At 72.3% G+C, this 26,163-nt stretch carries 17 protein-coding genes and 1 tRNA gene; 14 read left to right on the forward strand and 4 right to left on the reverse strand.

The window, feature by feature from the left end:
• The first annotated feature begins 172 nt into the window (after nt 1-172).
• Together IE241_RS00005 and IE241_RS00010 are read left to right on the forward strand one after the other, a co-directional pair.
• The gene (locus IE241_RS00005; RefSeq protein WP_190019461.1) at nt 173-883 is read left to right on the forward strand and encodes a DegT/DnrJ/EryC1/StrS family aminotransferase; all 711 of its coding nucleotides are present in this window, start codon (nt 173-175) and stop codon (nt 881-883) included.
• 74 nt (nt 884-957) lie between these two features.
• A tRNA-Thr gene (locus tag IE241_RS00010) sits at nt 958-1,033 on the forward strand.
• Nucleotides 1,034-1,110: 77 nt separating this feature from the next.
• On the opposite strand, the gene IE241_RS00015 is transcribed toward IE241_RS00010, so the two are convergent.
• On the reverse strand, nt 1,111-3,765 hold the full coding sequence (locus tag IE241_RS00015) for a SpoIIE family protein phosphatase (protein ID WP_229898644.1): 2,655 nt from the start codon (nt 3,763-3,765) through the stop codon (nt 1,111-1,113).
• A gap of 214 nt (nt 3,766-3,979) precedes the next feature.
• Here IE241_RS00015 and IE241_RS00020 point away from each other — a divergent pair, with 214 nt between their 5' ends.
• The 11 genes from IE241_RS00020 to IE241_RS00070 all read left to right on the forward strand — a co-directional run bounded on the left by IE241_RS00020 (nt 3,980) and on the right by IE241_RS00070 (nt 19,052).
• Entirely contained in the window at nt 3,980-9,490 is a 5,511-nt protein-coding gene (locus IE241_RS00020) for a HAMP domain-containing protein (protein WP_190019462.1), read from the forward strand.
• 255 nt (nt 9,491-9,745) lie between these two features.
• Nucleotides 9,746-10,432, forward strand: coding sequence for a response regulator (locus IE241_RS00025; protein WP_058047234.1), 687 nt, complete (start codon nt 9,746-9,748; stop codon nt 10,430-10,432).
• 177 nt (nt 10,433-10,609) lie between these two features.
• The gene (locus IE241_RS00030; protein WP_190019463.1) at nt 10,610-13,387 is read left to right on the forward strand and encodes a DNA translocase FtsK; all 2,778 of its coding nucleotides are present in this window, start codon (nt 10,610-10,612) and stop codon (nt 13,385-13,387) included.
• Between the two features lie 198 nt (nt 13,388-13,585).
• Entirely contained in the window at nt 13,586-14,416 is an 831-nt protein-coding gene (locus IE241_RS00035; protein ID WP_229898645.1) for a helix-turn-helix domain-containing protein, read from the forward strand.
• Nucleotides 14,417-14,544: 128 nt separating this feature from the next.
• The gene (gene rimO / locus IE241_RS00040) at nt 14,545-16,020 is read left to right on the forward strand and encodes a 30S ribosomal protein S12 methylthiotransferase RimO (RefSeq protein ID WP_190019465.1); all 1,476 of its coding nucleotides are present in this window, start codon (nt 14,545-14,547) and stop codon (nt 16,018-16,020) included.
• A complete protein-coding gene (pgsA, locus tag IE241_RS00045) occupies nt 16,017-16,667 on the forward strand; it encodes a CDP-diacylglycerol--glycerol-3-phosphate 3-phosphatidyltransferase (protein ID WP_190019466.1) in 651 nt (216 codons plus the stop codon). Before rimO ends, pgsA begins: the two co-directional genes overlap by 4 nt.
• On the forward strand, nt 16,664-17,212 hold the full coding sequence (locus IE241_RS00050) for a CinA family protein (protein ID WP_190019467.1): 549 nt from the start codon (nt 16,664-16,666) through the stop codon (nt 17,210-17,212). The genes pgsA and IE241_RS00050 overlap by 4 nt, the downstream gene beginning before the upstream one ends.
• Before the next feature lie 94 nt (nt 17,213-17,306).
• Nucleotides 17,307-17,690, forward strand: a complete 384-nt coding sequence (locus IE241_RS00055; protein ID WP_030368713.1) for a helix-turn-helix domain-containing protein — start codon at nt 17,307-17,309, stop codon at nt 17,688-17,690.
• Between the two features lie 188 nt (nt 17,691-17,878).
• Entirely contained in the window at nt 17,879-18,349 is a 471-nt protein-coding gene (locus IE241_RS00060) for a Dps family protein (protein ID WP_190019468.1), read from the forward strand.
• A gap of 81 nt (nt 18,350-18,430) precedes the next feature.
• Nucleotides 18,431-18,643 carry a hypothetical protein gene (locus tag IE241_RS00065; protein ID WP_190019469.1) on the forward strand — a complete coding sequence of 71 codons (213 nt, stop codon included), beginning with the start codon at nt 18,431-18,433 and terminating at the stop codon, nt 18,641-18,643.
• A 109-nt stretch (nt 18,644-18,752) separates the two neighbouring features.
• Nucleotides 18,753-19,052: a hypothetical protein gene (locus IE241_RS00070; protein WP_229898646.1), complete on the forward strand. Its 300-nt coding sequence runs from the start codon at nt 18,753-18,755 to the stop codon at nt 19,050-19,052.
• A 122-nt stretch (nt 19,053-19,174) separates the two neighbouring features.
• Here the strand turns inward: IE241_RS00070 and IE241_RS00075 are convergent, their stop codons facing one another.
• The 3 genes from IE241_RS00075 to IE241_RS00085 all read right to left on the reverse strand — a co-directional run bounded on the left by IE241_RS00075 (nt 19,175) and on the right by IE241_RS00085 (nt 25,839).
• Nucleotides 19,175-19,993, reverse strand: coding sequence for a DNA-formamidopyrimidine glycosylase family protein (locus IE241_RS00075; RefSeq protein ID WP_190019470.1), 819 nt, complete (start codon nt 19,991-19,993; stop codon nt 19,175-19,177).
• A 55-nt stretch (nt 19,994-20,048) separates the two neighbouring features.
• A complete protein-coding gene (locus tag IE241_RS00080) occupies nt 20,049-24,800 on the reverse strand; it encodes an ATP-dependent helicase (RefSeq protein ID WP_190019471.1) in 4,752 nt (1,583 codons plus the stop codon).
• A 118-nt stretch (nt 24,801-24,918) separates the two neighbouring features.
• The gene (locus IE241_RS00085; protein WP_190019472.1) at nt 24,919-25,839 is read right to left on the reverse strand and encodes a hypothetical protein; all 921 of its coding nucleotides are present in this window, start codon (nt 25,837-25,839) and stop codon (nt 24,919-24,921) included.
• Nucleotides 25,840-25,919: 80 nt separating this feature from the next.
• Here IE241_RS00085 and IE241_RS00090 point away from each other — a divergent pair, with 80 nt between their 5' ends.
• On the forward strand, nt 25,920-26,114 hold the full coding sequence (locus IE241_RS00090) for a DUF3046 domain-containing protein (protein WP_030368707.1): 195 nt from the start codon (nt 25,920-25,922) through the stop codon (nt 26,112-26,114).
• Nucleotides 26,115-26,163: the final 49 nt, after the last annotated feature.

Here is a 26,163-nt window from a genome sequence, read left to right on the forward strand (position 1 = left end):
CAGCGCCGATGGTACTGCATGGGGGACCGTGTGGGAGAGTAGGACGCCGCCGAACAAATTTTAGAAAAAGCTCCGGTAGCTGAACTCATGTTCAGCTACCGGAGCTTTTTTATTTCCGCGATGAACTGCGGAGCGTCACGCCGTGTTCACGTCTCCTGGAAACCCTCCAGGCATGGGGACAGTGGAGACGCTCACGGCAGCGGGAATCGGTGCAGGTGACGAGGTCGTCGTGCCGTCGTACGCGATGGCGGACGCTGCCGAGGCGGTCCGCCGGGCCGGAGCCGTGCCCGTGTTCGCGGACATCGCCCCGGAAAGCCTCTGCCTGGACCCGGAATCGGTCGCCGCGACGCTGACCCTGCGCGCTGCCGCAGTGATGCCCGTTCACCTCTTCGGCCGCCGTGCCGACCTGGCCGGCCTGCGTGCCGTCGCCGACCGGCGCGGGCTGCTCCTAGTCGAGTACGAGCAGTACGGGCAGTACGAGCAGTGCGAACCGCCGGCCCCCGTGGACGAGAGCACCAGGCGGAGGTGGGCGAACGCCGCGTACCTGAACGCCAGGCTGCGGGGCGTCGTGACGCCCGCCGTGACCCCGGGCGTTGAGCACGGCTACCGCTCCTACGTGGTGCGCGTCCCCGGCAACGGCCGGCCGGACCGGGACGCCTTCGCCCGGGCGCTGCGGTCCCGCGGCGTACGGTGCCACGTGCCCGTACAGACGCCCGTGCACCGACTTCCCTCCTACCGGCGGGACTTGTGGCTGGCACAGACCGAGCGGGCCGCCGATCAGTGCCTGGCACTTCCCGTCGACGCCGCCACCGGCGAGCGGGAGCTGCACCGCGTCGTGGCCGTGTGCAATGCGCTCGGCGGGCTGGTTCCCGAGGCCGCCTGAGTAGACCTCCTGCGCGCCCCGTCCACGTGGTCAAAAGGGCGTACGAACATGGGGTATGCTTTATCTCGTTGCCGGCCCCAATAGCTCAGTCGGCAGAGCGTCTCCATGGTAAGGAGAAGGTCAACGGTTCGATTCCGTTTTGGGGCTCCATAAAAGAAGGCCCCCGCCAATTGGCGGGGGCCTTCTTCGTATTCACACCCCGACTGTTCTCACGGCTCCGACCGTCCTCACGGCAGTTCCGGCACCCGCATCGCCAGAATCGCCATGTCGTCCGACGCAGGCTCCGCGGCGAAGCGCTCGACCGCCCGCAGCACCCGCGCCGCCACGGCCCCCGCCGTCAGCCCCGTACAGGTCGTCAGCAGGTCGGTGAGGCCGTCGTCGCCGAGCATGCGCGTGCCCTCGCGGCGCTCGGTCACGCCGTCCGTGACGCACAGGAGGACGTCGCCCGGATCGAGGGTGACCGTCTGCTCGTACAGCTCCAGGTCCTCCATGACGCCCAGCAGCGGCTGCGGGTCGGCCGCGGCCTCCACGGTGCCGTCCTGGCGCAGGCGCAGCGGCAGGGGGTGGCCCGCGCAGACGACCTTGAGGATCGCGCTGCCGTCCTCCTGGGGCCACAGCTCGCCGTACAGGAGCGTCAGGAAGCGGCTGCGTGCGCCCTCGTCGAGGATGGCGGCGTTGAGACGCTCCAGGACGGCCGGGCCGCCGTAGCCCTCGCGGGCGAGCAGGCGCAGGGCGTGGCGGGCGAGGCCGGTGACGGCGGCGGCCTCGGGCCCCGTGCCGCAGACGTCGCCGATGGCGAAGCCGTAGGCGCCGTCGCGGATGGGGAAGAGGTCGTAGAAGTCGCCGCCGACCTCGTTGCCCTCGCCCGCGGCGCGGTAGATGACGTCGACCTCGACGCCGGGGACGTGCAGCAGCTCCGGCGGGAGGAGGCTGCGCTGGAGGGACTGGCTGATGGCGGTGCGCTCGCTGTAGAGGCGGGCGTTGTCCAGCGCCAGTGCTGCCCTGCGGGAGAGGTCCTCGGCGAGCTCCAGGATCTCCTGGCGGAAGTGGTCGTCGGTGGGCTTGCCGAGGGTGAGCATGCCGATGACGCGGTTGCGGGCGACGAGCGGCAGGACGACCGTCTCACCGCCGACGGCGGCTGCCGTGGCGAGGGAGGTGCTGGGCGCGGCCGCATGGCGGTCGCTCTCGGCGATGCCGAGGGTGCGCAGGGAGCCGCGGAGGGCGGCGGCGTGGGCGGCCTCGGAGGGGGCGGTCCAGATGCGGGCGCCGGGGGTGGGGACGGGGTCCGGCGGGGCCAGCCGGCCGAGGAGGGTCTTGAGGCCGTCGATGCGGTCCTCGTCCTCGTGCAGCACGTAGGACAGCTCGGGTTCGGATGCGGGGTCGGCCACGGTATAGACGGCGCACCAGGTGGCGAGGGTGGGCACCGTCATCTGCGCCATGAGGGCGAGGGTCTGGTCGCGGTCGAGGGTGCCGGCGAGGAGGTCGGAGGCCTCGACGAGGAAGGACAGGGAGCCGCGGCGCAGGCGTTCGAGCTCGTTGAGGCGGGCGCGCTCGACGGCGAGGGCGATGCGGTCGGCGGCGAACTGCAGACGGAGGGCCTCTTCGTTGCTGTAGCGGCCCGGGGCCTCTGCGGCGACGCCCAGCGATCCGGTGAGGCGGCCCTCGACCTTGAGGGGGACGGTGACGACGGAGCGCATGCCGGTGTCGTTGAGGAGGGGCACGGCGCCGGGGATGACGGCGAGGTCCTCGTGCACGGCGGGCATCCGGGCGGAGCCGTAGCGGCCGGTGCCGGCCTCGACGGGGACGCGGGCGAAGCGCTGGCGGGCGGAGGGCAGGCCGGTGGAGGCGCGCACCTCCAGTTCGGTCTCGTCGTCGGTGGCCAGCAGGAGGTAGGCGGCGTCGCCGTCGAGCATGTCGCGGGCGCGCTCGACGGTGCGCTGGAGGAGGCCGTCGAGATCGTCGGGGGCGGGGGAGCCGATGAAGACCTCGAAGGGGTCGGTGACGGTGCCCCGGTCGGTGGCGCCGCTGTCGGGTGCGGGGGCGCGCTGCAGGCTCTGCAGGACGGCGCGTTCCTCCTCGCGCACCAGCAGGCAGACGGTGGAGGGGGCGCCTTCGTTGTCGCGGACGCGCAGGTGGGAGGCGTAGACGGGCGTGATGCGGCCGTCGGCGCCCCTTATGCCGTAGGAGCCCTCCCAGCGGGACAGGCGCAGGGCCTCGGCGATGCCGGTGGAGGTGCCGGGGGTGTGCGGCCAGGCGGCGAAGTCGGTGAGCGGCTTGCCGAGGACCTGATCGGCGGAGAAGCCGAAGAGGGAGTCAGCGTCGTCGTTCCATGCGGTGATGCCGCCGGTGCGGTCGAGCTGGACGACGGCGACGCGGACGCGGGCATCGGCCACCGGCAGGGACTCCGTGGGCAGGGCGGGTCCTGCGGAGCGGGTGCCTGCGGGGCGGTCGGGCAGGTCGAGCTGGAACCACACCTGCTTGTGGGTGGGGGTGTACTCCACGCCCCAGCGGGTGGCCAGGGCGGCGCACAGCAGCAGCCCGCGCCCTCCCTCGCGGTCGACGCCGCCGATGCGGCGGGCGGAGCTCTGCAGGGGCACCTCGCGCTCGGGATAGCGGTCGGCGACCTCGACGCGCACGCCGGTGGCGGTGCGCATGCACAGGACGTCGGCGGCGGTGCCGGCATGGACGACGGCGTTGGTGACGAGCTCGCTGGTCAGGACGACGGCGTCGTCGATGATGTCGGGGTGGCCCCAGCCCTGGAGAGTGTCCCGGACGAAGGCACGGGCGGAGGCGACCGAGCGTCCGACCGGCTCGAAGGTGGCGGCAGCCCGCGCGGTGATCACAGGTCTCCTCGTGTAGGTCTCGGCGATCTGCTCACCCATGTCGCAGCGCCCCTCCATTGCCCTGGCCGGATGCCAGGTTACTTACCTTCACCGCACAGGCGGAGGCCGGTGCGAACGGATTCCACCTTGGGAGTGCCCGCGGACCGTGTGCGATGCTGCCGAACTGTTATGGCCTGGCCGGGCCGGGGTGAAACACTGGGAAAGATTGAAGTGGAAGCCCGACGAGGATGATCGACCCTGCGGGAGGGACACGGTGGAGTCTGGCGCGGAGGCGCGGGGCGTGAGCACGCGCGCGAAGGGCGGACGGTCCCGGGCCAATGGGACGACGGAAGTCGATACGGCGGCCTTGACCAGGCTGCTCACGGCGCTGTCCGCCATGCGCGACGGGAACTTCCGGAAGCGGCTGACGGTCTCCGGCGACGGGGTGATGGCCGAGATCGCCGCGGTCTTCAACGAGGTCGCGGACCGCAATCTGCAGCTGACCGGGGAGCTGGCCAGGGTCCGCAGGGTCGTGGGCCGTGAGGGAAAGCTCACGGAGCGGCTGGAGGTCGGGGCCTGCGAGGGCGCCTGGGCGGCCGCGATCGATGCGTCGAACGCCCTGGTGGACGACCTGGTGCGGCCGGTGTCCGAGGTGGGACGGGTGCTGTCGGCGGTGGCCGAGGGCGACCTGGAGCAGCGGATGGACCTGCGCTCGCAAGGGGCGGACGGGTCGGCGCACCCGCTGCGGGGCGAGTTCCTCAAGGTGGGGCGTACGGTCAACGGCCTCGTGGATCAGCTGTCGGCGTTCACCGACGAGGTGACGCGGGTGGCGAGCGAGGTCGGTACCGAGGGCAAGCTGGGCGGCCAGGCCCGGGTGCGCGGAATGTCGGGTTCGTGGAAGGATCTCACGGATTCCGTCAACACGATGGCGTCGCGCCTCACCGCTCAGGTGCGTGACATCGCTCTCGTGACGACGGCGGTCGCCAAGGGCGACCTCTCCCGCAAGGTCACGGTGCACGTGGCCGGCGAGATGCTGGAGCTGAAGAACACCGTCAACACGATGGTGGACCAGCTGTCCTCCTTCGCCTCCGAGGTCACGCGCGTGGCCCGCGAGGTGGGCACGGAGGGCGAGCTGGGGGGCCAGGCGCAGGTGCCCGGTGTCGCGGGCGTCTGGAAGGACCTGACGGACTCGGTCAACCTGATGGCCGGGAACCTGACGGCGCAGGTGCGGGGCATCGCGCAGGTGACGACGGCGGTCGCCAACGGCGATCTGTCGCAGAAGGTGACGGTCAGCGCGCGGGGCGAGATCGCCCAGCTGGCCGAGACGATCAACCAGATGACGGAGACGCTGCGCACCTTCGCCGACGAGGTGACGCGGGTGGCCAGCGAGGTCGGCGCGGAGGGCCGGCTCGGCGGCCAGGCCCAGGTGCCCGGTGCGGCGGGCACGTGGAAGGACCTCACCGACTCGGTGAACACCGCCTTCCGTAACGTCACGACGCAGGTGCGGGACATCGCCCAGGTGACCACGGCCGTGGCCAACGGCGATCTGGGCCAGAAGGTGACCGTCGATGTCTCCGGCGAGATGCTGGAGCTCAAGAACACGGTCAACACGATGGTCGACCAGCTGTCCTCGTTCGGTGCCGAAGTCACGCGCGTGGCGCGGGAGATCGGTGTCGAGGGCGAGCTCGGCGGCCAGGCCGCGGTGCCCGGTGCGGCGGGGACGTGGAAGGACCTCACCGACTCGGTGAACACCGCCTTCCGTAACCTCACGGGGCAGGTGCGCAACATCGCCCAGGTGACCACGGCGGTCGCCAACGGCGACCTCTCGCAGAAGGTGACGGTCGACGTCTCCGGCGAGATGCTGCAGCTGAAGAACACCGTGAACACGATGGTCGACCAGCTGTCGTCGTTCGCCGACCAGCTCACACGCATGGCGCGGGACGTGGGCACGGAGGGCCGTCTGGGCGGTCAGGCCCGGGTGGACGGCGTCGGCGGCACCTGGAAGGAGCTGACCGACTCGGTCAACTTCATGGCGGGCAACCTCACCTCCCAGGTGCGGCAGATCGCGCAGGTGACGACGGCGGTCGCGCGCGGCGACCTCTCCCAGAAGATCGACGTGGACGCGCGCGGGGAGATCCTGGAGCTGAAGAACACCATCAACACGATGGTCGACCAGCTCTCCGCCTTCGCCGAACAGGTGACCAGGGTCGCCCGCGAAGTGGGTACGGACGGCAGGCTGGGCGGCCAGGCGCAGGTGCCGGGCGTGGCCGGCGTGTGGCGCGACCTCACCGACTCGGTCAACGGCATGGCGGGCAACCTGACGGCTCAGGTGCGCAACATCGCGCAGGTCGCGACGGCGGTCGCGCGCGGTGACCTGTCGCAGAAGATCGACGTGGACGCCCGGGGCGAGATCCTGGAGCTGAAGAACACCCTCAACACGATGGTGGACCAGCTGTCGTCCTTCGCCGAGCAGGTCACGCGCGTGGCCCGCGAGGTCGGCACCGAGGGCATCCTGGGCGGTCAGGCCGAGGTGCAGGGCGTGTCCGGCACGTGGAAGGACCTGACGCAGTCGGTCAACTTCATGGCCAACAACCTGACGTCGCAGGTGCGCAACATCGCCGAGGTGACGACGGCGGTCGCCAAGGGCGACCTGTCGAAGAAGATCACCGTCGATGCGAAGGGCGAGATCCTCGAACTGGTCACCACCGTGAACACGATGGTGGACCAGCTCTCGGACTTCGCGGAGCAGGTGACGCGGGTGGCCCGCGAGGTGGGCACGGAGGGGCAGCTGGGCGGTCAGGCGCGGGTGCGGGACGTCACCGGCATCTGGAAGGACCTCAGCGACAACGTCAACCTGATGGCCAACAACCTCACCAGCCAGGTGCGGAACATCTCGCAGGTCGCGGCGGCGGTCGCCAACGGCGACCTGACCAAGAAGGTGACGGTCGAGGCGCGCGGCGAGGTCGCGCAGCTGGCCGACACCGTCAACACCATGGTGACGACGCTGTCGTCCTTCGCGGACGAGGTCACGCGCGTGGCGCGCGAGGTGGGCACGGACGGCATCCTGGGCGGCCAGGCGCGCGTGCCGGGCGTCAGCGGCACCTGGAAGGACCTCACGGAGTCCGTGAACGCCATGGCCTCCAACCTGACGGGCCAGGTCCGCAACATCGCGATGGTCACCACGGCCATCGCCGGCGGCGATCTCACCAAGAAGATCGACATCGATGCGCGCGGCGAGATCCTCCAGCTGAAGACCACTATCAACACGATGGTCGACCAGCTGTCGTCCTTCGCCGAGCAGGTCACGCGCGTGGCCCGCGAGGTGGGTACGGAAGGCCAGCTGGGCGGCCAGGCGCGGGTGCGCGACGTGGACGGCACCTGGCGCGACCTGACCGAGTCGGTCAACGAGATGGCCGGGAACCTGACCCGTCAGGTGCGGGCCATCGCCGAGGTCGCCACCGCGGTGACCCGCGGCGACCTCAACCTCAAGATCGACGTGGATGCGGCCGGCGAGATCCTGGAGCTCCAGGACAACATCAACACGATGATCGCCAACCTCCGCGAGACCACCCTGGCCAACAAGGAGCAGGACTGGCTCAAGGGCAACGTCGCCCGGATCTCCGGCCTCCTGCAGGGCCGCCGGGACCTGGACGACGTCGCCGGGCTGATCATGAGCGAGCTGACGCCGGTGGTCTCCGCGCAGCACGGCGCGTTCTTCCTGGCCATGCCGACGGGCTCGCCGGGCGGTCAGGGCGCGGAGGAGAGCCGGGACGCCTACGAGCTGCGGATGCTCGGCTCGTACGGCTACTCGATGGGCTCCATGCCCACCTCCTTCCGGCCGGGCGAGACGCTGATCGGCACCGCCGCGAAGGAGAAGCGGACGATCCTGGTGGAGAACGTTCCGCCGGGCTATCTGAAGATCGCCTCCGGCCTGGGCGAGGCGCCGCCCGCGCACGTTATCGTGCTGCCGGTGCTCTTCGAGGGCCAGGTGCTCGGCGTGATCGAGCTGGCCTCGTTCCAGCCGTTCGCGCAGATCCAGAAGGACTTCCTCAACCAGATCGCCGAGATGATCGGCACCAGCGTCAACACCATCAGCGTCAACACCAAGACGGAGATGCTGCTCAAGCAGTCGCAGGAGCTGACCGAGCAACTGCGCGAGCGGTCGGCCGAGTTGGAGAACCGGCAGAAGGCGCTGGAGATCTCCAACGCCGAGCTGGAGGAGAAGTCCGAGCGGCTGGCGCGGCAGAACCGCGACATCGAGGTGAAGAACACCGAGATCGAGGAGGCCCGGCAGGTGCTGGAGGAGCGTGCCGAGCAGCTGGCGGTCTCCATGCGCTACAAGTCCGAGTTCCTCGCCAACATGTCGCACGAGCTGCGCACGCCGCTCAACTCGCTGCTCATCCTGGCGAAGCTGCTCGCCGACAACGCGGACGGCAACCTCTCGCCCAAGCAGGTGGAGTTCGCCGAGACCATCCACGGCGCGGGCTCGGACCTGCTGCAGCTGATCAACGACATCCTGGACCTGTCCAAGGTCGAAGCGGGCAAGATGGACGTCAGCCCGACCCGTATCGCGCTCGTCCAGCTCGTGGACTATGTGGAGGCCACGTTCCGGCCGCTGACGGCGGAGAAGGGCCTCGACTTCTCCGTACGGGTCTCGCCCGAGCTGCCGGCCACGCTGCACACCGACGAGCAGCGGCTGCTGCAGGTGCTGCGCAACCTGCTGTCGAACGCGGTCAAGTTCACCGACACCGGCGCGGTGGAGCTGGTCATCCGCCCGGCCGGCGGGGACGTCCCGGACACCATCCGCGAGCAGCTCCTGGAAGCGGGCTCGCTGCGCGACCCGGACGGCGAGGTGATCGCCTTCTCGGTCACCGACACCGGCATCGGCATCGCCGCCAGCAAGATGCGGGTCATCTTCGAGGCGTTCAAGCAGGCCGACGGGACGACCAGCCGCAAGTACGGCGGCACCGGCCTCGGGCTCTCGATCAGCCGGGAGATCGCCCGGCTGCTCGGCGGTGAGATCCACGCCGCGAGCGAGCCGGGCCGCGGCTCCACCTTCACCCTCTACCTGCCGCTCAACGCCGGTGAACTGCCGCCCCAGGGCTACCCGCAGCTCGCGCCGGGCAGCCGGCCCGAGCCCGGCGTGGAGCACGGGGGCGGGGTCGAGGACGTCACGGCGGTCGAGGCGGGCCTGCCGGGCATCGCGGCGGATGCCCCCGCGCGCGGGGCGGCCGGTCTCCTCCTGCGGCGGCAGCGGGCGGCTCAGGCCGCCGGGCAGTGGCCCGCCCCGGCCGTGCACGGGGCCCAGCCGCCGGCCGCCCCCCAGGGCGAGCCGTGGCCGACCGAGCCCCACGGTGACGCAGAGCAACCGACGGCCAAGGACTTCGGGTCCGGCTTCGGCGGGGGCTTCCACGGCGAGAAGGTGCTGATCGTCGACGACGACATCCGCAACGTGTTCGCCCTCACGAGCGTCCTGGAGCAGCACGGGCTCTCGGTGCTCTACGCGGAGAACGGCCGCGAGGGGATCGAGGTCCTGGAGCAGCACGACGACGTCGTGGTGGTCCTGATGGACATCATGATGCCGGAGATGGACGGCTATGCCACGACGGCCGCCATCCGCAGGATGCCGCAGTTCGCGGGCCTGCCCATCATCGCGCTCACCGCGAAGGCGATGAAGGGCGACCGGGAGAAGAGCATCGACGCCGGTGCGTCGGACTACGTCACCAAGCCCGTCGACACCGATCATCTGCTCACGGTGATGGAGCAGTGGATGCGCGCCGAGTGAACAGGAGCCGCGCGGGCCGCCCGGCCCGCGCGGCATGCTGCTGACCGAGTGTGCCCGAGGACGTGTGGGGACCGGGGATTCGGGGAACCTTCTGGTCCCCCACTACGTTTCTGCTACGTGCACAGTGACATCGCGGTGACAGGGTGTGGCGACCGGCGGGGTGCGGCTACCATGACCGGCACAAGGACGGGCGGCGCAAGGGAGTCGTCCCCTGGGGCGGCGCCCGGTGCACTGCCGGGGCGAGGAGGACGGGCCATGGTGCAGAAGGCCAAGATCCTCCTGGTCGATGACCGGCCGGAAAATCTGCTGGCGCTGGAGGCCATCCTCTCGGCGCTCGATCAGACACTGGTACGGGCATCGTCAGGGGAGGAAGCGCTCAAGGCGCTGCTGACGGACGATTTCGCAGTGATCCTGCTGGACGTCCAGATGCCTGGCATGGACGGTTTCGAGACCGCGGCGCACATCAAGCGGCGGGAGCGGACGCGGGACATCCCCATCATCTTCCTCACCGCCATCAACCACGGCCCGCACCACACCTTCCGCGGCTACGCGGCGGGTGCGGTGGACTACATCTCCAAGCCCTTCGACCCGTGGGTGCTGCGCGCCAAGGTCTCGGTCTTCGTCGAGCTGTACATGAAGAACTGCCAGCTGCGCGAGCAGGCGGCCCTGTTGCGGCTGCAGCTGGAGAACGGCCAGTCCGGGCGTACGGGTGCGGCCGCGGCCCAGGAGCCCGCGGGGCTGCTCGCCGAGCTGTCCGCACGGCTCGCCGCCGTCGAGGAGCAGGCCGAGGCGCTCACCAAGCAGCTCGACGAGTCCGCCGATGCCGCGGCCGTGGCCACCGCCGCCCACCTGGAGCGCAAACTCACCGGTCTGCGGCGTGCGCTGGATGCCCTGGAGCCCGGGGCCGGCAGCGGGGCGAGCCCGCTGCCCGCTCCCAGCTGACTCCGTGCCGACTCCGAGGGTGCTGACTCCGGAGGCTGCCGGCTCCAAGGGTGCCGACTCTGAGTCAGGTCGCCTCTTTGACACCGTGTCACCCTTGAAAACAACGGGCCACGACACGAACGGGTGAACGCCGGGGCGCGGGTGTCCCTCGCGCCCGGCAGCGGTAATCTCGGCTCCATGGCCTCACGTACGTCCGGCAAGGGTTCCCAGAGCGCGGCGGGCACCTCGAAGCAGCGTGCCGGGCGCTCCGGAGGCGCCGCGAAGAAGGCGGCGCCCAGGCCCGCGGGCAGGGCGCCCGCCAAGAAGGCGCCGCCCCGCAAGGCACCCGCCAAGAAGGCCGCGGCCAAGCGGGCACCCAAGCGTGCGCCCGCTCCTCCCGGCGGCGTCCGCCGCGTGGGGCGGGGCGTGGCCCACGGCGTGGGCGCGCTGTTCCGCGGCGTCGGCCGCGGCGCACGGGGCCTGGATCCGGCCCACCGCAAGGACGGCGTGGCGCTGCTGCTCCTGGGCCTGGCCCTCATCGTGGCCGCGGGCACCTGGTCCAGCCTGGAGGGCCCCGTCGGCGATCTGGTGACCATGCTCGTCACCGGCGCCTTCGGCCGGCTCGACCTCGTCGTGCCGATACTCCTCGGCATCATCGCGATCCGGCTCTTCCGCCACCCCGAGCGCCCCGAGGCCAACGGACGGATCGTCATCGGCCTGTCCGCGCTGGTCGTCGGCGTCCTCGGGCAGGTCCACGTGGCCTGCGGGTCGCCCGGCCGCGGCGACGGCTCGCAGGCCCTGCAGGACGCGGGCGGCCTGATCGGCTGGGCCGCGTCCAAGCCCCTGGTCTTCACGGTCGGCGAGGTCCTCGCCGTGCCGCTGCTGGTGCTGCTCACCGTCTTCGGGCTGCTGGTCGTCACCGCCACTCCGGTCAACGCCATTCCGCGCCGCCTGCGGCAGCTGGGGATCCGGCTCGGCCTGATCGAGCCGCTCCCCGGCGAGTACGAGGCGGAGGACGCCGACGGCTACGCGGAGTACGCGGAGGACTGGCGCGAGGCGCCCGCCGCGCGCCCCCGCCGCGCTGCGACGCGACGGGCCGCCGGGGCGGTCGATCCGGAGCAGGCCGAGGAGGAGGCGCTGAACAAGCGGCGCAAGCCGCGGCGCCCCGCCGGGCAGCCCGTGGAGCCCCCCGCGGGCCGCGAGCCCGACGCCGTCGACATGGCGGCCGCTGCCGCCGCCTCGCTCGACGGGGCCGTGCTGCACGGCGTGCCGCCCACCCCGCTCGTCGCCGGACTCAGCAGCGGCATCGCGCAGGACGACGGGCAGCCGGGCGCCGTGCCGGGCGCGCGGGGCCGCGGCCGGGGGCCGGGCGCCGCGTCGGACCGCACCCAGGGCGTCCCCGACCTCACTCAGGGCGTGCCGGACCTCACCAAGCCCGCGCCCGCCCCCGACGCGGCGCCCGGCCTGCCCGCGCGGGCCGAGCAGCTCCAGCTCTCCGGGGACATCACCTACTCGCTGCCCACGCTCGACCTGCTGGAGCGGGGCGGGCCGGGCAAGGCGCGCAGCGCCGCGAACGACGCCATAGTGGCCGCACTGACCACCGTCTTCTCCGAGTTCAAGGTCGACGCCGCCGTCACCGGCTTCACCCGCGGCCCGACGGTCACGCGCTACGAGGTCGAGCTGGGCCCCGCCGTCAAGGTCGAGCGCATCACCGCCCTCGCCAAGAACATCGCCTACGCCGTCGCCAGCCCGGACGTGCGCATCATCTCCCCGATCCCCGGCAAGTCCGCCGTGGGCATCGAGATCCCCAACACCGACCGGGAGATGGTCAACCTCGGCGACGTCCTGCGCCTGGCGGACGCCGCCGGGGACGACCACCCGATGCTCGTCGCGCTCGGCAAGGACGTCGAGGGCGGCTATGTGATGGCCAATCTGACGAAGATGCCGCACATCCTCGTCGCCGGCGCCACGGGCTCCGGCAAGTCCTCGTGCATCAACTGCCTCATCACCTCGCTGATGGTGCGGGCCACGCCCGACGAGGTCCGCATGGTGCTCGTCGACCCCAAGCGCGTGGAGCTGACCGCCTACGAGGGCATCCCGCACCTGATCACCCCGATCATCACCAACCCCAAGCGCGCGGCCGAGGCCCTGCAGTGGGTCGTCCGCGAGATGGACCTGCGCTACGACGACCTGGCGGCGTTCGGCTTCCGGCACATCGACGACTTCAACGCGGCCGTCCGGGCGGGCAAGGTCACTCCTCCGGAGGGCAGCGGACGCGAGCTCTCTCCGTACCCCTATCTGCTGGTGATCGTCGACGAGCTGGCGGACCTGATGATGGTCGCCCCGCGGGACGTCGAGGACTCGATCGTGCGGATCACCCAGCTCGCCCGTGCCGCCGGCATCCACCTCGTACTGGCCACCCAGCGCCCCTCCGTAGACGTGGTCACGGGCCTGATCAAGGCGAACGTGCCCTCCCGGCTCGCCTTCGCCACCTCCTCGCTCGCCGACAGCCGCGTCATCCTCGACCAGCCGGGCGCCGAGAAGCTGATCGGCAAGGGCGACGGCCTCTTCCTGCCCATGGGAGCGGGCAAGCCGGTCCGCATGCAGGGCGCCTTCGTCACGGAGGCCGAGGTCGCGGCCGTCGTGCAGCACTGCAAGGACCAGATGGCGCCGGTCTTCCGGGACGACGTCACCGTGGGCACCGCCAAGAAGAAGGAGATCGACGAGGACATCGGCGACGACCTGGACCTGCTGTGCCAGGCCGCGGAGCTGGTCGTCTCCACCCAGTTCGGCTCGACCTCGATGCTGCAGCGCAAATTGCGTGTGGGATTCGCGAAGGCGGGCAGACTCATGGACCTGATGGAGTCGCGGGGCATCGTGGGCCCGAGCGAGGGCTCCAAGGCCCGTGACGTCCTCGTCAAGCCCGATGAACTGGATGCGGTGCTCGCGGTGATCCGCGGGGACGGCGGGTCCTGACGGCGCCGGAGATTCCTGCCCAACCGTTTCTCTCGGCGGCGTGTCGAGTTGAGAAAGGGGGGCGGTGCGATGTTCCACCGCCGGCGCCGCAGAGTCATCTGATGGCGTACAAAGTCCGGCTTCCCGCTTGCCCGCGGCTTTCGTATCCCCCCTAGACTGAACTCCCAGCAGGTGGCTACACGCTCGAAAGGCGCCCACGTGTCCATCGGCAACTCCTCTGCAGACGGCGGGGACATCCCCGCAGACGACCGGCCGTCGATCGGCCGGGTCCTCCAGCAGGCCCGTATCAGCGCCGGACTGACCGTCGACGAGGTCAGCTCCACGACCCGAGTACGCATCCCGATCCTGCACGCGATCGAGCAGGACGACTTCTCGCGCTGCGGCGGAGACGTCTACGCACGTGGGCACATCCGCACCCTGGCGCTCACCGTCGGGCTCGACCCGGCCGAGCTTCTCGCGCGCTACGACGCCGAGCGCGGCGGGCGCCCCGCGCCGACCCCCGCGGCCCCCGTCTTCGACGCCGAGCGCATCCGCCCCGAGCCCCGCCGGCCCAACTGGACGGCGGCGATGGTCGCCGCGATCGTGGCCGTCGTCGGCTTCGTCGGCTTCACGCTCTTCAACGGCGGTGCCAAGTCCTCCAACGGCTCCGTCGCCGCGGACTCGCCCTCCGCGAAGCCCTCCGCCTCGCCCAGCAAGAAGGCGCCGTCCGGCAAGCCCGCCGACCCCAAGCGGGAGCCCTCGGGCAACGCCATCGCCGGCGTCCCGGCCAACAAGGTCACGGTCAAGCTCGCCGCCGAGAACGGCCAGACCTGGATGTCCGCCAAGGATCACAACGGCCGGCTGCTGGAGGAGGGCGTCCTCAAGCGGGGCGATTCCAAGACCTTCACCGACAACACCCGGATCGATCTTGTTCTGGGCAACGCCGGAGCCGTTCGGCTGTTCGTGAACGGCAAGGAGGTCAAGAATGTCGGCGACAACGGCCAGGTCCAGCGCCTCAGCTACACCAAGGGAGATCCCGTAGCGGGCTGACCTGCGACGGAGGGTGGGCGCGGACGGCTGGGGGACGCGCCGCCGGGTGATCGTTCTCTCGCTGCCCACCGGCATCGCGTGGAGCCTCGGCAGCGGATGTGGCTCCGGGACAAAGTAGGCTGAGCCCTATGCCCGAACGCCGTACCGTCGCTCTTGTCACACTTGGCTGCGCCCGTAACGAGGTGGACTCGGAGGAGCTGGCAGGCCGCTTGGCGGCGGATGGCTGGGACCTCGTGGAGGACGCCGCCGACGCCGATGTGGCCGTCGTCAACACCTGTGGCTTCGTCGAAGCCGCGAAGAAGGACTCCGTCGACGCCCTCCTGGAGGCCAACGACCTCAAGGATCAGGGGCGCACCCAGGCCGTCGTGGCCGTCGGCTGCATGGCCGAGCGGTACGGCAAGGAGCTCGCCGAGGCGCTGCCCGAGGCCGACGGCGTGCTCGGCTTCGACGACTACGCCGACATCTCCGACCGGCTCCAGACCATCCTCTCCGGTGGCGTCCACGCCTCCCACACCCCGCGCGACCGCCGCAAGCTGCTGCCGATCAGCCCCGCCGAGCGGCAGAGCGCGGACGTCGCCCTGCCGGGGCACGCGCAGGACACCCCGCCCGCCGATCTGCCCGAGGGCCTGGCGCCGGCCTCCGGGCCGCGTGCGCCGCTGCGCCGCCGGCTGGAGTCCAGCCCCGTCGCGTCCGTGAAGCTCGCCTCCGGCTGCGACCGGCGGTGCTCCTTCTGCGCCATCCCCTCCTTCCGCGGCTCCTTCATCTCCCGCCGCCCCTCCGACGTGCTGGGCGAGACGCGCTGGCTCGCGGAGCAGGGCGTGAAGGAGATCATGCTGGTCTCGGAGAACAACACCTCCTACGGCAAGGACCTCGGCGACATCCGCCTGCTGGAGACGCTGCTGCCCGAGCTCGCGGCCGTCGACGGCCTGGAGCGCATCCGGGTCAGCTACCTGCAGCCGGCGGAGATGCGGCCGGGCCTCATCGACGTGCTGACCTCCACCGAGAAGATCGCGCCCTACTTCGACCTGTCCTTCCAGCACTCCGCCCCCGGCGTGCTGCGCGCCATGCGCCGCTTCGGCGACACCGACCGCTTCCTGGAGCTGCTCGAGGCGATCCGGGCCAAGGCCCCGCAGGCCGGCGCCCGCTCCAACTTCATCGTCGGCTTCCCCGGCGAGACCGAGGACGACGTCGCTGAGCTGGAACGTTTCCTGACCGGAGCCCGCCTGGACGCCATCGGCGTCTTCGGCTACTCCGACGAGGACGGCACCGAAGCGGCCACGTACGAGGGCAAGCTCGACCCCGAGATCGTCGCCGAGCGCCTCGCGCGCATCTCCCGGCTCGCCGAGGAGCTCACCGCGCAGCGCGCGGAGGAGCGGATCGGAGAGACCATTGAGGTGATGGTCGACCGCGTGGACGAGGAGGACGGCGTGATCGGCCGGGCAGCGCACCAGGCGCCCGAGACCGACGGCCAGGTCATGCTCGGCACCGGCCCGGACCTCGTCCCCGGCCGTATGGTCGTGGCCAAGGTGGTGGCGAGCGAGGGTGTCGACCTCATCGCCGAACCGCTCGGCGACGGAGGGTGTACCGAGGAGGCGGGCAGATGACCGGAGTCCCGGCCTCAGCCACCGGAGGCCATGCCCCGGCGGCAGCCGTACGACGGCCGGCCGGGCTGTGGAACATCGCCAACATCCTCACCATGGTGCGGCTGCTGCTCGTACCGGGGTTCGTGCTGCTGATGCTCCACAACGGCGGCTACGACCCCGCCTGGCGCTCCTTCGCCTGGGCCGCCTTCGCCATCGCCATGATCACCGATCTCTTCGACGGTCATCTGGCGCGGATGTACGACCTGGTCACGGACTTCGGGAAGATCGCCGACCCGATCGCCGACAAGGCGATCATGGGTGCCGCGCTGATCTGCCTGTCCGCGCTGGACGACCTGCCGTGGTGGGTCACCGGGGTGATCCTCTTCCGGGAGATCGGCATCACGCTGATGCGGTTCTGGGTGATCCGGCACGGCGTCATCCCGGCCAGCCGCGGCGGCAAGATGAAGACCCTCGCGCAGGGCGTCGCCGTCGGCATGTACATCCTCGCGCTGACCGGGGCGCTGGCCACTGCTCGCTTCTGGGTGATGGCGGTGGCCGTGGTGTTGACGGTGGCCACCGGGCTCGACTACGTGAAGCAGGCCGTCGTGCTGCGCAGGGCGGGCCGCGCCGCGGCCGCCGCCGGGACCACCGGGGCCGCAAGCCGATGAGCGCGGCGGGCGACACGTGCACCCCGACGGCATCGGCGGCCCTGGCCGCGCTGGTGGCGCGTGGTGAGACCGTCGCCGCCGCCGAGTCGCTCACCGGAGGGCTGGTCGCGGCGGGCCTGACCGAGGTGCCCGGCGCATCCCGCTCGGTGCGCGGGTCGGTCACGGCCTACGCCACCGAGGTCAAGGCCGCGGTGCTGGGCGTGGACGAGGAACTGCTCGCCGGGCGCGGCGCCGTCGACGGCGATGTGGCCCGGCAGATGGCCCACGGCGTCCGCGCGCTGCTGGGCGCCGACTGGGGGCTGGCCACGACCGGGGTCGCCGGTCCCGACCCTCAGGACGGCAAGCCCGTCGGGACGGTCTTCGTGGCCGTCGCGGGGCCGGGGGGCCGCACCCGGGTGCGCGAGCTCTCGCTGGACGGGGACCGCCGCCGGATCCGGTCGGAGAGCGTCCGGGCGGTGCTGGAACTGCTGCTGAACGAACTGACGGAAAACGTGGGCGCAAAGGATACGGAACACAACGGGGGGAATGGATGTTTGCAGCCCTGAGTGAACACGACATAGCTCCCCGCACGGCCGGAGCCCGAGGCGGTACGGTGGGGCGTGAAGGATCCGGATTCGCGGTCCAAGGAGGGAGCCACCGATGATTCTGCTCCGTCGCCTGCTGGGTGACGTGCTGCGTCGGCAGCGCCAGCGCCAGGGCCGCACTCTGCGCGAGGTCTCCTCATCCGCCCGGGTCTCGCTCGGTTACCTCTCCGAGGTCGAGCGGGGGCAGAAAGAGGCGTCCTCCGAGCTTCTCTCCGCAATCTGCGACGCTCTGGACGTACGGATGTCCGAGGTCATGCGCGAGGTCAGCGATGAATTGTCGCTCGCCGAGCTGGCGCAGTCGGCAGCGGCGAGCGAGCCGGTACCCGCGCCGATGCGGCCGATGTTCAATGCGGTGTCCGTGACGTCCGTGACGGGCGTACCGGGGGAGCGAGTGACGATCAAGGCTCCCGCCGAGGCCGTGGACGTGGTCGCGGCCTGACAGGCGTTTTCCATGAAGTCCCGGTCGGTTCTCCGACCGGGATTTTGTGTTTTCAGGTGGTGTTTCCGGGTGCATCCGTTTTGTGGTGGTTTTGCGGTGGTGTGCGATGGCGGGATGCCGGGAAGGCGGATAAAAAGACGAACAACACGGAACAAACGGGCTAAACCATCGAGATGGGGAGAACCTGGATGCCTGTCGTCAAGAGCTCGCTCTCCGAGCAGGACCGCAAGACCGTGGGGGACGCCCTCCAGGGCGCGCTGGTCGACCTGGTGGACCTTTCGCTGGTGGCCAAGCAGGTGCACTGGACCGTCGTGGGCCCGCGCTTCCGCTCGGTCCACCTGCAGCTGGACGAGGTCGTCGCGAGCGCCCGCGTGCACGCCGACGCCGTCGCCGAGCGTGCCTCGGCCCTCGGCGTCGCGCCGGACGGGCGCGCCGAGACCGTCGCCAAGACCAGTGGCATCGACCCGGTCGGCGGCGGCTGGAGTAAGGACACCGAGGCCGTGCAGACCCTCGTCTCCGCGCTCGGCGCCGTGATCACGCGCATGCGGGAGCGCATTCGTGCCACCGAGGAGCCGGACCCCGTCACCCAGGACCTCCTGATCGGTCTGACCGGCGACCTCGAGAAACACCACTGGATGTTCCAGGCGGAGAACGCCTGACGGCGCGCAGGCCGTCGGACTGTGCGCAGGGTCGGTCGGCCTCCGGTGGCGCCCGCGGCCCGGCCGCGCTCTCCTGGGGACATGGACGAGCACCCGGTGATCCGCTTCACGAACGAGCTGATGGTGCTCACGGACCTCGACCAGACCACGGCCGGCACCTTCGTGCGCCGGGTGTACCAGGAGGGCACCCACGAGGGCGAGCAGCGGCTGATCGTCGACCTGCACCAGCGCGACCGCAGGATCACGGAGCTGGAACAGGAGCTGGCGCGGCTGCGGGGCGAGGACTCCGGCTGACCGCGGGCGTCGCAGGGCGCGTACGGGCGGGCAGCGCGCCGCTTCCGGCTTCCGGTGCGCTCTCCCACGCCAGGGGAAGCCGGTCTAGCGTCGGCCGAAGGAGGCAGCCATGGTCCGGCGTGATGTCTGGGGCTGCCGCCGGCCGTACGCCCTGCTCGGGCGGGTGACGGCGCTCGTCGTCGGCGGTGTGTGGTGGTGGGCTCTGCTGAGGATGCTCGCCCAGCCGGGGCGGGCGGGGCCCGTGGACGGGCTCGTCCTCGCCGGCGGGTGGGGCCTGAGCCTGCTGCCCGTGCACTGCGGTCCCTGGAAGCGGCGTGACGCCCGGGACGGGCTCCTGGGCGCCGTGGCCGCCCGGGTGGGGCGGGTGGCGTGGGCGTGGTGGCGGCGCGGCGGGGCCGGGCGGTCGTGAAGGCGGCGGCAAGGCTCGTGAGGGTGGCGGCAAGGGGAGGGAAGTACGGGGGCGGATGCGCCGCAGGGAGGCGCAGGGGAGTGGTGGCGGACGAAATCCGGGGCTTCACTCGTACGGCTTAATCATCCGAGGTGTCCGGGCAGCCCGGGCGGCGGCGGGCCCGGCTGGCAGGCGGGGCACCAGTACGTGACGCGCTCCTGACCCGGCTCCCCCTGGTCCGCTGTGCGCAGCGGCGTGCCGCAGCGGCGGCAGGGGCGACCGGCGCGGCCGTACACCCACACCCGGTGGTCGTGGCGCGGATCGCCGGTGGTGACGCGGGCGGTGCGCGCCTTGTTGGCTTCCAGGAGCTTTCCGGCGAGGGCGGGCAGGCGCTCGGGGGCCGGGACGTCGCCGACGGGCAGCCAGGGGGAGATCCGGAGCAGGAAGCAGAGCTCCGACTTGTAGACATTGCCGATCCCGGCGAGGTTGCGCTGGTCGAGCAGGGCCTCGCCGACAGGGCGGTCAGGGTCGGCGAGCAGCCGGCGCAGCGCCTCCCGGGCGTCCCAGTCCGGGCCCAGGAGATCGGGGCCGAGGTGGCCGACCACGGAGCTCTCGTCGGCGGTGCGCAGCAGCTCCAGCACGGGCAGGCGGTAGCCCACGGCCGTGCGGTCGGCGGTGGCCAGCACCGCGCGGATCTGGTGCCCGGGCCCGCCGCGCCATCGCTCGCCGGTGGCGTACACGCGCCAGGCGCCGTCCATCCTCAGGTGCGAGTGCAGGGTCAGGCCGCCTTCCACGCGCGTGAGCAGGTGCTTGCCGCGGGGGAGGACTTCGGTGACCCGGCGGCCGGTGAGGTCCACGGTGGCGAGCGAGGGGACACGCAGGTCGGAGCGGATCAGCGGGGCGCCGGCCAGGGCGCGGTCGAGCTCCCGCGCGGTGCGCCAGACGGTGTCTCCCTCGGGCATGCGCTCCTCCGTCTTCGTGTCTTGCGTCCTGGGTCCGCTCTCGTCCTTCTCCGCCTCAGGGCGCGCGCAGGCGCAGGCCCTTGGGCGTGGCGTGGAAGCCCGCCCCCTCCAGCAGGGGGCCCAGGGGGGAGGACAGCGCGGCTGCGCCGTTGATGCGCTCGACGGTGACGGTGCCGAGCGCGCCCGCGCGGGCGGCCCCGGCCAGCGCTTCGGCCGCTTCGCGCAGCCCCGGGTCCTCCGCGTCCGCCGTCTCGGCTCCCTCCTGCTGCGGCCAGGCGAGCAGGGTCTTGCCGCCGCGCTCCATGTAGAGGGCGAGGGCGCCGTCGAGGAGGACGACCAGCGAGCCCGCCTTGCGCCCGGGCTTGTGGGTGGCCCCGGCGGGCGGCTCGGGCCAGGCGAGCGCTGCGCCGTAGGCGTTGGCGGGGTCGGCTGCGGCAAGGACGACGGCCCGGCTGCGGCGGGGGGCCGTGGACGGGGCCTCCCACGGCATGCCGGTCGCGGCGGCGGGGCTGCCGCCTGCCGCCCGGTCGCGGGCCGTGCTCGCGGCCCGCAGCCGGTCGACCGCGCCGTCCATGGCGAACTGCGCGGCCCCCAGGCCCTCGACCACATAGCCACGGCGTGCCTGGCCGCTCTCCTCGAAGACGGACAGCACGCGGTACGCGGCGGAGAAGCCGCCCTCCACGCCCTCGGCGGCCACCGCTCCCCGGGTGACCACCCCGTGCCGGTCGAGGAGCGTACGGGCCAGGGCGTGGGCGCGGTGCGTGGGGTCGGGCTCGTGCGCGGGCAGCAGGGACCAGCGGCCCGCGACCGTGGGAGGCCCCCCGCGGGAGGCGGTCGGCGACGTGGGCAGACCGCCGCGCGCGGTGAAGGAGCCGTAACGGCCGCGCGGCACCGCGCGCTTGGCACGGTGCGCCGTGGAGCCCGCCGTCCGCCCCGAGCCGAGGAGGGCGCGGAGCGGGGCGAGGGTGTCGTTGGTGAGCCGCCCGGACCAGGCCAGGTCCCACAGGGCGTCGGCGATCTGCGGCTCCGTGCCGTCGGGGAGGGCGGCGCGCACGCGCTCGGCGATCTGACGGAAGAACAGGCCGTAGCCGCCGGAGAGCGCATCGAGCACCGCCCGGTGGACGGGGGAGAGCTCCAGCGGGTGAGGGGCGGGCAGCAGCAGCGGGGCCGCGTCGGCGAGCAGCAGGGACACCCAGCCGTCCTTGCCGGGGAGGGCGCCCGCTCCGGCCCACACCACCTCGCCCGCCGCGGTGAGTTCGTCGAGCATGGCCGGGGAGAAGTCGCGCACGCGGCCGGGGAGCACCAGCTTCTCCAGGGCCGACGCCGGGACCGGGGCGCCCTGCAGCTGCTCGACGGCGCGCAGCAGCCCGTCGACACCGCGCAGGCTGTGCGTGCCGACGTGCTGCCACTGGGGGAGGAACGCGGCCAGCGCGGCGGGCGGTACGGGCTCCAGCTCGTGCCGCAGTGCCGCGAGGGAACGGCGGCGCAGCCTGCGCAGGACTGCGGCGTCGCACCACTCCTGGCCGATCCCCGAGGGGTGGAACTCGCCCTGGACGACGCGGCCGCCCGCCATGAGGCGCTGCAGTGCGCCGTCGGTCACGGCCGTGCCCAGGCCGAAGTGGGCGGCGGCCTCGGCCGAGGTGAAGGGGCCGTGCGTCCGGGCGTACCGGGCGAGGAGATCGCCCAGCGGGTCCTTGACGGGCTCGGTGAACGCCTCGGGGACGCCGACGGGCAGGGCCGTGCCCAGGGCGTCGCGCAGCCGCCCGGCATCCTCGACGGCCGCCCAGCGCTCCTCGCCGGCGATCCGTACACGGACGGCACGCCGGGACTCCGTCAGCTCCCGCACCCAGGCGGGGTCGGCGCCGCGCTCGGCCAGGCCGGCGTCGGTCAGCGGGCCGAGCAGGCGCAGCAGGTCGGCGACGCCTTCGCGGTCCTTGGCGCGCCGGTCCTCCGTCAGCCACTGCAGCTCGCGCTCCAGCTCCGCCAGCACCTCGGCGTCGAGCAGCTCGCGCAGCTCGGCCTGGCCCAGGAGCTCGGCCAGCAGCCGGGAATCCAGCGACAGGGCGGCGGCACGGCGCTCCGCCAGCGGCGAGTCGCCCTCGTAGAGGAACTGGGCGACGTAGCCGAAGAGCAGCGAGCGGGCGAACGGGGACGGCTCCGGGGTGGTCACCTCCACCAGCCGGACGCGGCGCGACTCGATGTCGCCCATGAGCTCCGTGAGACCGGGGACGTCGAAGACGTCCTGGAGGCACTCGCGGACGGCCTCCAGGATGATCGGGAACGAACCGAACTCCCCGGCCACCTGCAGCAGCTGGGCGGCGCGCTGGCGCTGCTGCCACAGCGGGGTGCGCTTGCCGGGGTTGCGCCGGGGCAGCAGCAGGGCCCGGGCGGCGCACTCGCGGAAGCGCGCGGCGAACAGGGCGGAGCCCCCGACCTGGTCGGTGACGATCTGGTCGATCTCGCCCTTGTCGAAGGTGACGTCCGCGGCGCCGACGGGCGACTGCTCGCCGTCGTACTCCGTACCCCGGCGCCCGGGGTCGGCGTCCAGCAGGTCGAGGCCCATGAGATCGGCGTCGGGCAGCCGCAGCACGATGCCGTCGTCGGCGTGCATCACCTGGGCGTCCATGCCGTACCGCTCGGCGAGGCGGGCACCCAGGGCCAGTGCCCAGGGGGCGTGCACCTGGGCGCCGAAGGGCGAGTGGACGACGACGCGCCAGTCGCCGAGCTCGTCGCGGAAGCGCTCCACGACGATGGTCCGGTCGTCCGGCACGTGCCCGCACGCCTGGCGCTGCTCGGCCAGGTAGGCCAGGGCGTTGTCCGCCGCCCAGGTGTCGAGCCCGGCGGACGTGAGGCGCTCCCGGGCGGCCTCCGGATCCGCCGAGCCGACCTCGCGCAGGAACGCACCCAGGGCCCGGCCCAGTTCGAGGGGGCGCCCCAGCTGGTCGCCCTTCCAGAACGGCAGCCGTCCCGGGACGCCGGGGGCGGGGGTGACGAGGACGCGGTCGCGCGTGATGTCCTCGATGCGCCACGAGGTGGTGCCCAGGGTGAAGACGTCGCCCACGCGCGATTCGTAGACCATCTCCTCGTCCAGCTCGCCGACCCGGCGCCCGCCCTTGGCGCCGTCCTTGGAGTCGGCGCCGGCCAGGAAGACGCCGAACAGCCCGCGGTCGGGGATGGTGCCCCCGGAGGTGACGGCGAGCCGCTGCGCCCCCGGGCGGCCCGTGACCGTACCGGCGACGCGGTCCCACACCAGGCGCGGCCGCAACTCGGCGAAGGCGTCGGACGGATAGCGGCCCGCGAGCATGTCGAGCACCGCCGTGTAGGCGGACTCCGGCAGGGAGGCGAAGGGGGCGGCCCGCCGCACCAGGGCCAGCAACTCCTCCACGTCCCAGGTGTCGACGGAGACCATGGCGACGATCTGCTGGGCCAGGACGTCCAGCGGATTGGCGGGCACCCGCAGGGACTCGATGGACCCCGAGCGCATCCGCTCGGTCACCACGGCGGCCTGGACCAGGTCTCCCCGGTACTTGGGGAAGACGACGCCGGTGGACACGGCGCCGACCTGGTGGCCCGCGCGGCCGACCCGCTGCAGCCCCGAGGCGACCGAGGGCGGCGACTCGACCTGGACGACCAGGTCCACCGCACCCATGTCGATGCCCAGCTCCAGGCTGGAGGTGGCGACGACGGCGGGCAGCCGGCCCGCTTTGAGGTCCTCCTCGACCAGGGCCCGCTGCTCCTTGGAGACCGAGCCGTGGTGCGCGCGGGCCAGGACCGGCGGCGCCCCCTTGGCCGCGCCGGACTCGGCCATCAGCTCCGCGGGGGAGTGGTGCTCGGGCAGGGGCGCGCCCGTGGCGCGCTCGTAGGCGATCTCGTTCAGCCGGTTGCACAGCCGCTCGGCCAGCCGGCGGGAGTTGGCGAAGACGATGGTCGAGCGGTGCGCCTGGACGAGATCGGCGATGCGCTCCTCCACGTGGGGCCAGATGGACGGCCTGTCCTTGCCGTCACCGCCGTCCTGCACCGGCGATGCGCCCAGCTCGCCCAGATCCTGCACCGGGACGACCACCGAGAGGTCGAACTCCTTGCCGGACGGCGGCTGGACGATCTCCACCCGCCGCTGCGGTGAGAGGTAGCGGGCCACTTCGCCGACCGGCCGGACCGTCGCGGAGAGGCCGATGCGCCGTGCGGGGCGGGGCAGCAGTGCGTCGAGCCGCTCCAGGGACAGGGCGAGGTGGGCGCCGCGCTTGGTGCCCGCGACCGCGTGCACCTCGTCGAGGATGACGGTCTCCACGCCCGCCAGTGCGTCCCTGGCGGCGGACGTCAGCATCAGGAAGAGCGACTCGGGGGTCGTGATCAGGATGTCCGGCGGGCGGTTGACGAGCGCCCGGCGCTCGGCGGGCGGGGTGTCGCCGGAGCGGATCCCGACGCGCACCTCCGGCTCGGGCAGCCCCAGGCGGACGGCCGCCTGCCGGATACCGGTCAGCGGACTGCGGAGATTACGCTCCACGTCCACCGCGAGGGCCTTGAGGGGGGACACGTAGAGCACCCGGCAGCGCTTCTTGGCCTCGGCCGGCGGCGGGATGCTCGCCAGCCGGTCGAGCGAGGCGAGGAAGGCCGCCAGCGTCTTGCCGGACCCCGTCGGCGCGACCACCAGGACGTCCGACCCCTCGCCGATGGCCCGCCAGGCCCCTTCCTGCGCCGCCGTGGGCGCGCTGAAGGCTCCCGTGAACCAGGCGCGCGTCGCCGGGGAGAACCCCGCGAGGGCTCCGCCCGCATCCGCCGCCGCACCCGCCGCCGTCTCGTCCGCCATGCCACCCATCGTGCACCGCACCACTGACAATGCCCCGAACCTGCAGGTCAGCCCAGACGGTCAGCCCGGACGGCCGGGCGGAACGGGGGCTTCGGGGGAGACGCGGCGAAGGGGGCCGTCACACGGTGCGGGCGTACGCGCGCAGGGTCAGCAGCGCGGCGAGGGTCACCATCGGCCGGCTCTCCAGGCGGGTGCCGGGGGCCCACTCGCGCCAGCGGATCGGCCAGCCGCCGTCCTCCTGCTGCGAGGCGGCGAGGAAGTCCAGCGAACGGTCCAGCTCGGCATCGGTGAACCAGGGCCGGGCCAGCGAGTCCGGGGCGGGTGCGAAGTCGTGCGGGTAGTGGTGCTCGCCCGGTGCGTACCCCTCCGGGACGGGGTAGTCGGCCACCCGTGCGGGGTCCAGGACCGCGAGCCGCTGCTCCCGCACGACCCGGCCGAGCCGCTCGGCGGCCGCCTGGGCGCGCGCCCGGTCGGGTGCCCCGTCCAGGAAGGCGACGGCCGCCTCTACCTCGTAAGGGTGAGTTCTCGCCCCGTTCCCGAGGGCCTCGACCGCGGCCCAGCAGAAGTCGGTCGCCCGGAACAGCCACGCGTGCCAGACCTCGTTGCGGTGCAGCAGCCCCACCACGGGGCCGGTGGCCAGCAGGTCGCTCGGCGGATCCTCCACCACCGGGATCCACGGGGCCGCCGGATAGCCGCGCAGCGAGGGGTGGAGCGCGGGCAGCGCGCCGTCGCCGGTGGAGACGGAGGTCAGGTAGCGGCAGACGCGCTCCATGCGCCGGTCACCGCAGCGGCCGATCTCGTCGAGGACGCGCAGCGCGTACACGGTGTGCAGAGGCTGGCTCACCGGGCCGCGCAGATCCGGCTCCAGGGCGAAGCCGTACCCGCCGTCCTCGCCGAGGTAGGCCGTCAGGGCCGATTCCACGGCGTCGGGGCCGCCGTCCAGGAAGTGGAAGGCGAATCTCCGCTGCTCCAGGACGCGGGCGGTCAGCCAGATGAACTGTTCGGCACGGACTGCGGGGGATGTTCCGGATCGGGCCATGCACCGACCGTAGGGCGGGAAACGTCCCCCGGTCACCGCCTCGTGCCGGGCAGCACTCTCAGGGGCGGGATACTGGGCGCATGCGGTTGACGGTTTTCTGGCAGCGGATGGCGAATCATTTCGGCGCGGCGTACGCCGACTCCTTCGCACGGGACCACGTGATGTCCGAGCTGGGCGGGAGGACGGTGCACGAGGCCCTGGACGCCGGCTGGAACGCCAAGGACGTGTGGCGCGCGGTGTGCAGGGCGCTGGAGATCCCCGACGACAGGCGGTGACAGACAGACGGTGACGTACCGGGCAGTCGTCACGGGATTCCGTTTCATC

It is taken from the genome of Streptomyces hiroshimensis (assembly GCF_014650335.1).
GTDB lineage: Bacteria > Actinomycetota > Actinomycetes > Streptomycetales > Streptomycetaceae > Streptomyces > Streptomyces hiroshimensis.